The organism is Brachyspira pilosicoli (assembly GCF_019402445.1).
Classification (GTDB): Bacteria; Spirochaetota; Brachyspiria; order Brachyspirales; family Brachyspiraceae; genus Brachyspira; species Brachyspira pilosicoli_B.
In genome coordinates, this window is record NZ_SRZM01000295.1 from 1 (window position 1) to 8,568 (window position 8,568).

Genomic DNA, 8,568 nt, shown 5'->3' on the forward strand with positions numbered 1-8,568 from the left:
CTTCGTCAAAGAACCAAAAAGTGCAAGTTACTTATCTTTATGAATTAGTAATATATATTAAATATATACAATATTTTTTATATTTTTAATAATCTCTTTTTGTATTTATATTAATTCAAATAATTTATTAATTTATGAATTTGCTAATTTCAAAAAATAGTATATAATCGTACTAATTCTATATAAGGATTAAGCTATATGATTATCAAATTAATAGAAATGAAAAATGATTTAAACAATAAAAACACATATCATCAAATTTTTAATGATGCATTTCCTATCGAAGAAAGATGGAACTTTGATATGATACTTGAAAATAAAAATGAATCCAGCTATAAATTTTATTCTATTTTAGATGATGATAAACCAATAGGCTTAACTATGATTTGGAGCTTCGAAGAGTTTTATTATGGAGAGTATCTTGCTATAGATAAAAACTTAAGAGGAAAAAATTACGGCTCAGAAGTATTAACTAAAATATTTGATATGCATAATGACAAATTAATCGTTATAGAGGTAGAGCCTTATGATTTGAATGATATAGCTAAAAGAAGAATTGATTGGTATAAAAGATTTGGGCTTATATTATCAGATTATGATTATGATATGCCTTGTATAAAAGACGGCAAAAAAGATACAATGAAAATGAAAATTATGACAAACAGAGAAATAAAATCAAAAGATGAATATAATAATATAATCACAACATTATATAATAAAGTTTATAGTCCAAGATTAGATAATATTGATAATTGGAAAGATTAAAAATTATTAAATAATTTAAATCTTCTTTTTGGACTAAATATTAATATAATATGTCCTATTATATCTTTTTTGTTTATAAGACCAAAATGTCTGCTGTCTTCACTTAAAGATATATTATCACCCAAAACAAAATATTCATCTTTGCCTATATTATATACAGCATTATCATCTTCGCTAAAAATATAATATTTATGCCTTATAAGCTCGTCGTTTAAATATAGTCCGCCTTCAAAAATCTCTACTTTATCTCCCTCTTTTCCAACAACTCTCTTAACTAAATTATTAGTCCCCATTCTAAAAACAATAACATCAAAGTTTTTAATATTATTAAAAATAAAATTGTTTTTTAAAAGCAATATCTGGTCGCCCTCATAAAAGGTAGGCTCCATTGATTTATTGCTTACTATATAGGTATCAAAGAAAAATACCCTAATAAAGCCTGCCAAAAATAAAGCAAGCAAAGATGCTAATACTATCTCTAAAATCTGCCTCTTATTCATTATTAATTATTTAAATCTCTCTTCCATCTGTTAATTAAATTAAGTGCCTCTATTGGAGTGATGTCATTAATATTTAAGTCTTTAATTTCTTTTTCTATTTCGCTTTCTTTTGTTTCTTGAGAGTTTATTTTCTTATCTTTTTTATCATCAAATTTAGCATCAAAAGGAAGAATGTCCGGAGATTTTTTATTGTTTATCTCTATATTTTCAACTTGTATGCCAGCCTCATTTTCAAGCTTTTTTAATATCTCTGAAGCTCTCTGTATAACTTTATGCGGAGCACCTGCAATTTTTGCGGCATATATACCATAACTAGACTCAGCAGCTCCCTCAATAACTTTTTTCATAAATATTATTTCATCTTTATACTCTTCAACTAATACCTTATAATTTTTTACACCTTCCAAATCTTCAAGCATAGTAAGTTCATGATAATGCGTAGCAAATAATGTTTTTGCTTTTTTATTCTCTTCGTTTACCAAATATTCAACTATAGCCCAAGCAATAGAAAGCCCGTCATAAGTAGAAGTGCCTCTACCTATCTCGTCCATTATAACAAGACTTTTATCTGTACAGTGATTAAGTATATAAGCAGTTTCGTTCATCTCTACCAAAAATGTACTCTCACCCTTCGCTATATTATCACTCGCACCAACTCTTGTAAATATTCTATCAACTATAGATATCTTAGCACTCTTCGCAGGTACAAATGAACCAATCTGTGCAAGAAGTACTATTAAAGCAGTTTGCCTCAAATATGTACTTTTACCGCTCATGTTTGGTCCTGTGATTATCAGCAAATGCTCGTTTTTATTGTCTAAATATGTGTCATTTGCTATAAAGCTTTCGTTTTTTAAATTCGTTTCAACTACAGGGTGCCTTCCTTCTTTTATATCTATTATACCATCGTCTGTTATAATAGGCTTTGTGTAATTTTCTTCCGCCGCCAAACAAGCCAAAGAAGCATAAACATCTATTACAGATATTATCTTTGCCATTTTTAATATAGAGGCTAAATATTCATTTACTTTATTGCGTACATCTATAAATATATCATATTCTAAAGCATAACTTTTTTCATTAGCTTCGTTTATAGTCTTCTCATATTCCATTAATTTGCTTGTGGTATACCTCTCGCTTCCTACCAATGTTTGCCTTTTTATAAAATCTTTCGGCACTAATGATATATTGGATTTTGTTATCTCTATATAATAGCCTATAACATTATTGTATCTTATTTTTAGATTGTTAATTGAAGTGATTGATTTATATTCGTTTTCTAATTCGCTTATCCAAGTTCTTCCTTCTCTTCTTGCCTCATTATATTTTTTTAGCTTTTCATCATAATCATCTTTTATAATATCGCCTTCGTTTATTACAATTTTAGGGTCTTCCAATATAGCTCTCTCTATAAGCTCAGTAATAATTTTTATATCGCTTATCTCTTCAAAGTTTACATCATTAAAATTATTAAGTACAAGCTCTGTAATTATCTCTAAAGATAAAAATAAAAACCTTTTTAAAGATACCAACTCTTTTGGATTAATCCTTCCGAGTGCTAATTTTGAAGCAAGCCTCTCTATATCTCCAACATCAGAAAGCATGTCCATTATTCTATACATAAACTTCTGATTCTTATAAAAATATTCAACGTTATTAAGTCTTTTATTTATCTCATCAATATCAAGCAAAGGCTCTACTATTATTCGCTTTAAATATCTTGCTCCCATAGATGTTTTTGTTTTGTCTATAGTGTCAAACAATGTCATTTTATTATTGTCGTTTCTTATAGTTTCCAAAATCTCTAAACTAGATATTGTGGCATAGTCTAATGTCATAGAATCTTTTCTGTTGTAGAGTTTTATGTTTGATATATGTTCTAATGATGTTTTGGATAATTCTTGTAAATAATATATTAAAGAACCTAAAAGTGAAACTATTAAATGCTTATCTTCTATGCCGAAACTTTTTAATGATATTGTCTTAAAATGATTAGTTAATATTTTATATGCATAAGAATATTCTGCTGTATAATTTGGGGTAGTGCTGAAAAATATATTTGAAAATCTGTTTTGTATTTCTTTTATTATTTTACTCTCTTTTACAGATTCTACAGTCATTATCTCTTTTGGAGAGAACCTTATAATCTCTTCGCATATCTCCTCTAAAAAATCCTTTGTATTATTATTATTCTCAAACTCTGTAACATACAATTCGCCAGTAGATATATCGCATATAGCAATAGCAACATTATTCTCGCTTTTTGAAACTATTACAGAAGCTAAATAATTATTACTCTTTGATTCTAAATATTTATTTTCTGCAATAGTGCCTGGAGTAATCACTTGAGTAACATCTCTTTTTACTATACCTTTTGCAGTTTTTGGGTCTTCCATCTGGTCGCATATTGCTATCTTTTTTCCGCTTTTTACAAGTTTTGACAAGTAATTATCTATAGCATGATAAGGTACACCTGCCATTGGAACATTTGCTCTCTTTGTGAGTGTAAGCCCCAAAAGCTCTGAAACTATTTTAGCATCTTCAAAAAATACCTCGTAAAAATCTCCCATTCTAAACAAAAGTATACTGTCGCTATATTTATCTTTAATCTCTTTGTATTGCCTCATCATCGGTGTGAGCTTTTCTTCTTTAGGTGAGTTCTCTGATGATTCTTCTAGTGAAAAAAAAGTTTCTTGCATATCTTTACAAAACCCATTAGCATAATTTTATTAAGAAACAGTATATTATATTTATTTAGTTTTATCAAACCAAATATTATAAACTGTATAGTTATATAGTGTTTTTTCTTAAATTTTTTATAATTTTTTATAAAACTACCGTCTAAATACCGCTTTTAAGTTGCTTTTTTATATTAAATATTGTATTATAATATTACTTTATGTAATATTGTTTATTAAAAATAAGTATTTATTAATTGTTTTTTTTGTTAAATTAAGTATATATATAAAAACACAATATATATAAAAAATACCATTATAGAGAGGATTGAGCATAACTCAGTCCTTTCACTTTTTTAAATTAGACTTATTAAAAATAATCAGAGAAATAAACTTGTTCTTTAGGTATGATGCTTTCTAATAATTTAATAGTATTCGCTGTTGCTTCTATTCTTCCAATTTTGTAAAGATATGAAGGGCTTTTATAACTCATAAGCATAGTAGTTAAAGTTTTAATATCCATTTTTATAATATATCTATCTTTAGAGTTTCTTTTATATTCTTTTGAAATTCTTTTGCATACTGTGTCTTTATCTTCATTCCAGTAAATCATAAAACTAGCATTATTCCACTTAGCCATATCATCTTTTATTATTAAATTAATTTTTTTATTTTTTGGTTTTCTCAAGAAAGGATAATTATTAATAAAGCCTTTAACATCAGTAATTCTCGCCATAATATACGGTCTTATAGTTTCTTTTATTTCGCTGTCTTCAAGAAGGAAAGCTATAGGCTCATTTGTGTAATTGTATCCTTTAACTTCATCAACCATAGAGAAATGTGCAGATATATAATTCCAAAGTCCAAGCCTAGCCTCAAAATTAATATAAACCATCTCTTTTATATGAAACACATCATTTTCAATAACATAAACCAAATAACCCTCAGCCTCATTTTTATCATTATAATATAAAGCAACTATAGTGTCATCAACTTCCCATCTCCAATACTCTTCCCACTCCAAATCACCTCGAATTAAAGCACCATGCCTAGCATAAGAAAATTTATTATAAAGCTCTTTCAAGTCATCGCTGTCTGTAGAAACTCTCTCCACTCTCCCTTTACTAGTTATAGTTTTAGGAAGCTGAGTGTCTTTTATAGTGAAGCTCATTTTGTCGGATATTATCTCCCAGCCTTTTCTTCTGTAGAAAGGAATAGAGTAGGGATATAATACAGATATAGTCTGCCCCTCTTTTTTCATGTTTTCAATACTTTTTATCATCAAATCATTCATAAGCCCAAGATTAGAATATTCTGGATATGTGGCAACTCCTGTAACGCCTGCCATTTTGTAAATAACGCCGTGTATATTCATCTTCATAGGGTATACTGCTATTTGAGAAGCGAGTTTTTGTCCGTCAAACCATCCTAAAACTTTTGCCTTGCTCAATACTGCAGATTTTGCCTGCTTTATTTCATCAACCTCATAACCTAAAGTAATAAGTTCATTATTGCTCACTTGAAAAGCGTATCTTAACAAATTATTAAAATCATCTAAATCTTTGAGGGTTAAATATCTAATTTTGAATTTCTTTTTTTTCTTATTTATTAAATCTTTATCAATCATATAAAACCTAAACTTTACATAATTATATAATAATATTAAATCAAAACTTTATAATTGTCAATTTATATATAAAATACAAATTTACTAAAGTAATAAATTATTATATCGATAAGTTTTACTATAGTATATATTAATAGTTTTATAATTATTATCTTGTAGAGGTGTTCTTGTGTATAATTCTATAGTAGGCTATGCTCTTAAAATTATTAAAGGTAATATCTTATTTTCTATTATCATCTTTATAGCAATGTCGCAATTAATGACTATTACTTCTATTTTCGCACTCATGTGGAAATATGAAATACTACTAAACGAAAATATTCCTTTCTTTAGGGCTTTCTCTATATACTCGCTTCTTATTGTGCTATTTATAGTAGTGCTTTTAATTGCTATTGTTACTATTATATATATTTTCTCAAAAAATAGCCGTATGTTTTCTACTTTGAGAATTTTTGGGGCTACTAAATTATCTTTAAAAAGGCTTTCTTTAGCTTTGAGCTTTTTATACCCTCTTATATCATACATTATTTCAAGCTTGGAAATTATTATAATTTATATTAGATACCGCTCTTATATATTAACTATTATAAACACAACTGAAGTATTAAATAATGCTTTTACTATATTTTGTGCTAATGTAATATTATTTTTAATATTTATGTTCGGTGCTTTTATTACTAATACCGTACTTCTAAACAGAGACCCTTATGAAGATTTGAGAGGAACACTATGAATATAAAAATTATTAATATTTCTAAAACTTTTCCTATAGGTGTAAATAAATTAGATGCTTGTAAAGATATTAGTTTAGATATTAATCAAGGAGATTATATAAGTTTTGTAGGGCATACTGGAAGCGGTAAAAGCACACTCCTAAGCATTATAGGAGGAATACTAAAACCTACAAGCGGTTCTATATATTATGACTCATATAAAATTGATAACCCTTCAGAAGAAGTATTATCAAGCTTTAGAAGAGAATATTTTTCTTATATATTTCAATACCCAGTTATTATACCGACAATTAATGTACTAGATAATATTTTAATACCTTTAGCTTTTAAACATAAAATTACAGATGAAAAAATAAATCAAACAAAAGAAAATATAGAACTATTCGGACTAAAAGATAAAATGCACCTAAAAGCAGCACATCTATCAGGCGGTGAAATGAAAAAAGTAGCTATACTCAGAGCCTTAGCCTATGGATGTAAATGCCTAATAGCAGATGAGCCTACAAGCGACTTAGACCCAGAAACAACTACTTTGCTTATGGAAATATTAACAACCCTCAACAATCAAGGAACTACAATCATTATGGTAACGCATGCTCATAATATAGCTGCACATGCCAAAAATGTATATGAAATGTCTGAAGGCAAGATTGTTAGATGTCTTAAATAACTGTGTAATTTTATAAAAATATGCACTTTTTTTAAAAAAAATATTACTTCTAATGATAATTTTATACTATCACTATTAAATTACTATTGATAATAATATTATTTAGCTATATAATTTTACTCAAAATTTAATAATAAAAAAAAGGAGATTGTGTTATGTCTTCAAGAGTAAAAGATAGTATTGAATCTATTTACAGTTCAATAGTTCAAAAGAATGCTGGAGAAAAAGAGTTTCACCAAGCAGTAAAAGAGATGTTAAGCACATTAGAAGTAGTATTAGAGAAGCACCCAGAATATATAGAAAAGAAAGTAATAGAGCGAATATGCGAACCAGAAAGACAAATAATATTTAGAGTGCCTTGGATGGACGACAAAGGAGAAATACATATAAACAGAGGCTTTAGAGTACAATTCTCAAGCGTAATGGGACCATACAAAGGAGGTCTTCGTTTTCACCCTTCTGTATATTTAGGCATTATCAAGTTTTTAAGCTTTGAGCAAATATTTAAAAATGCACTCACAGGCTTATCAATAGGAGGCGGTAAAGGCGGTTCTGATTTTGACCCTAAAGGAAAAAGCGATAATGAAGTAATGCGTTTTTGTCAGAGCTTTATGACAGAGCTTCACAGACATATTGGTGCTGATATTGATGTACCTGCAGGAGATATAGGAGTTGGTGCTAGAGAGATTGGATATTTATTCGGTCAATACAAAAGATTAAGCGGAAGATATGAAGCTGGAGTACTTACAGGAAAAGGTTTAGATTATGGTGGTTCGCTTGTGAGAAAAGAGGCTACTGGTTACGGACTAGTATATTTCACTGAACTTATGCTTAAAACAAGAAATGAATCTTTTGAGGGTAAAAAGGTAATTGTATCTGGTTCTGGTAATGTTGCTATATATGCTATGGAAAAGGCTTCTCAGTTGGGAGCTAAAGTTATAGCTTGTTCAGATTCTAACGGTGTGTTGTATGATGAAAATGGAATAAATTTAGACACTGTAAAACGTTTGAAAGAAGTAGAGAGAAAAAGAATAAAAGAGTATGCTGATATACATAAAAGTGCTAAATATCAAGAAAATGGCTGTATATGGGATATTGCTTGTGATGTTGCTTTGCCTTGTGCTACACAAAATGAGATTAATGCTGATAATGCTAAAACACTTGTAAAAAACGGCTGTAAATGTGTGGCTGAGGGAGCTAATATGCCTACAACACCAGAGGCTATAGATGTATTTTTGAATGCTAATATATTATATGCTCCTGGAAAGGCTACTAATGCTGGAGGAGTTGCTACTTCTGCTTTAGAGATGCAGCAAAATGCAAGCAGAGATAGCTGGGATTTTGAATATACAGATGGTAAACTAAAAAACATTATGACTAATATTCATAACACTTGCTATACAACAGCAGAAGAATACGGATTTAAAGGCAATTATTTGAAAGGTGCTAATATAGCAGGATTTGTAAAAGTTGCTGAAACTATGATTCCTTTTGGGTTAATATAATTAATTAATAACTAAACAAATAAGGGGCTTTTAAAGCCCCTTGTTTTTTATATAGTAAGTTTTTTATTCAACTTTTTCCCGCGTACGAG

At 28.5% G+C, this 8,568-nt stretch carries 7 protein-coding genes; 4 read left to right on the forward strand and 3 right to left on the reverse strand.

Annotation, left to right across the window (positions count from 1 at the left end):
* The first annotated feature begins 198 nt into the window (after positions 1-198).
* Positions 199-765, forward strand: coding sequence for a GNAT family N-acetyltransferase (locus tag E6A48_RS09360; RefSeq protein WP_115589621.1), 567 nt, complete (start codon positions 199-201; stop codon positions 763-765).
* Here E6A48_RS09360 and lepB read toward each other — a convergent pair.
* The 3 genes from lepB to E6A48_RS09375 form a co-directional block, all read right to left on the reverse strand.
* Positions 762-1,265, reverse strand: a complete 504-nt coding sequence (gene lepB / locus E6A48_RS09365; RefSeq protein ID WP_219709954.1) for a signal peptidase I — start codon at positions 1,263-1,265, stop codon at positions 762-764. The two genes, E6A48_RS09360 and lepB, sit on opposite strands and share 4 nt — an antisense overlap.
* Positions 1,266-1,267: 2 nt before the next feature.
* Entirely contained in the window at positions 1,268-3,964 is a 2,697-nt protein-coding gene (gene mutS, locus E6A48_RS09370) for a DNA mismatch repair protein MutS (RefSeq protein WP_219709955.1), read from the reverse strand.
* A 349-nt stretch (positions 3,965-4,313) separates the two neighbouring features.
* Positions 4,314-5,570: a GNAT family N-acetyltransferase gene (locus E6A48_RS09375; RefSeq protein ID WP_219709956.1), complete on the reverse strand. Its 1,257-nt coding sequence runs from the start codon at positions 5,568-5,570 to the stop codon at positions 4,314-4,316.
* Between the two features lie 169 nt (positions 5,571-5,739).
* Between E6A48_RS09375 and E6A48_RS09380 the strand changes: the two genes are divergently transcribed.
* The 3 genes from E6A48_RS09380 (at position 5,740) to gdhA (ending at position 8,479) form a co-directional block, all read left to right on the forward strand.
* On the forward strand, positions 5,740-6,303 hold the full coding sequence (locus tag E6A48_RS09380) for a hypothetical protein (protein WP_013244253.1): 564 nt from the start codon (positions 5,740-5,742) through the stop codon (positions 6,301-6,303).
* Complete coding sequence (locus E6A48_RS09385) at positions 6,300-6,974, forward strand: ABC transporter ATP-binding protein (protein ID WP_219709957.1); 675 nt, start codon at positions 6,300-6,302, stop codon at positions 6,972-6,974. Before E6A48_RS09380 ends, E6A48_RS09385 begins: the two co-directional genes overlap by 4 nt.
* 155 nt (positions 6,975-7,129) lie before the next feature.
* The gene (gdhA, locus tag E6A48_RS09390; RefSeq protein WP_219709958.1) at positions 7,130-8,479 is read left to right on the forward strand and encodes an NADP-specific glutamate dehydrogenase; all 1,350 of its coding nucleotides are present in this window, start codon (positions 7,130-7,132) and stop codon (positions 8,477-8,479) included.
* Positions 8,480-8,568 lie beyond the last annotated feature (89 nt).

Bases quoted from the DNA above. Each gene is read 5' to 3' on its own strand.
- E6A48_RS09360 (WP_115589621.1), top strand. From the start codon at position 199: ATGATTATCAAATTAATAGAAATGAAAAATGATTTAAACAATAAAAAC.
- lepB (WP_219709954.1), bottom strand. From the start codon at position 1,265: ATGAATAAGAGGCAGATTTTAGAGATAGTATTAGCATCTTTGCTTGCT.
- mutS (WP_219709955.1), bottom strand. From the start codon at position 3,964: ATGCAAGAAACTTTTTTTTCACTAGAAGAATCATCAGAGAACTCACCT.
- E6A48_RS09375 (WP_219709956.1), bottom strand. From the start codon at position 5,570: ATGATTGATAAAGATTTAATAAATAAGAAAAAAAAGAAATTCAAAATT.
- E6A48_RS09385 (WP_219709957.1), top strand. From the start codon at position 6,300: ATGAATATAAAAATTATTAATATTTCTAAAACTTTTCCTATAGGTGTA.
- gdhA (WP_219709958.1), top strand. From the start codon at position 7,130: ATGTCTTCAAGAGTAAAAGATAGTATTGAATCTATTTACAGTTCAATA.